This is a genomic window from Winogradskyella immobilis (assembly GCF_021887715.1).
Taxonomy (GTDB): Bacteria; Bacteroidota; Bacteroidia; order Flavobacteriales; family Flavobacteriaceae; genus Winogradskyella; species Winogradskyella immobilis.
Genome location: NZ_JAIQXX010000068.1, coordinates 1 through 509, shown reverse-complemented (window position 1 = coordinate 509; position 509 = coordinate 1). Strand labels below are relative to the sequence as shown.

General features: G+C 43.0%; 1 pseudogene. It reads left to right on the top strand.

The annotated features are described in order from the left end of the window. Positions 1 to 509 (top strand): annotated as a pseudogene (locus tag K8Z87_RS13860) (hypothetical protein); the annotation flags it as partial.

Below are 509 nucleotides of genomic sequence, written 5' to 3'. Positions count from 1 at the left end.
AGTGATGTAACTGTTGGTGAATGTTCAGGAACTCCTGCAACACCGACAACGACGGATAACTGTGCCGGAACTATTAACGGTACTTCTAATGTCACATTCCCTATTACTGCTCAAGGAACGACTGTTGTCACTTGGACCTTTGAGGATGATAATGGTAATAGTGTAACTGCGGATCAAAATGTTATCGTTAATGATACGACAGATCCTACTATACCTACCCTTAGTGATGTAACTGTTGGTGAGTGTTCGGGAACTCCTGCTACACCAACTACAACTGATAACTGCGCCGGAACGATTAATGGAACCCCGAATGTAACATTCCCTATTACTGCTCAAGGAACTACTATTGTCACTTGGACTTTTGAGGATGATAATGGGAATAGTGTAACGGCGGATCAGAATGTGATCGTTAATGATACTACGGATCCTATGATCTCAGATGTTGCCGATACTACTATTGAATGTAGTGACTCATCTGCACCTGCTGATACGGGAACACCAACAGCTTC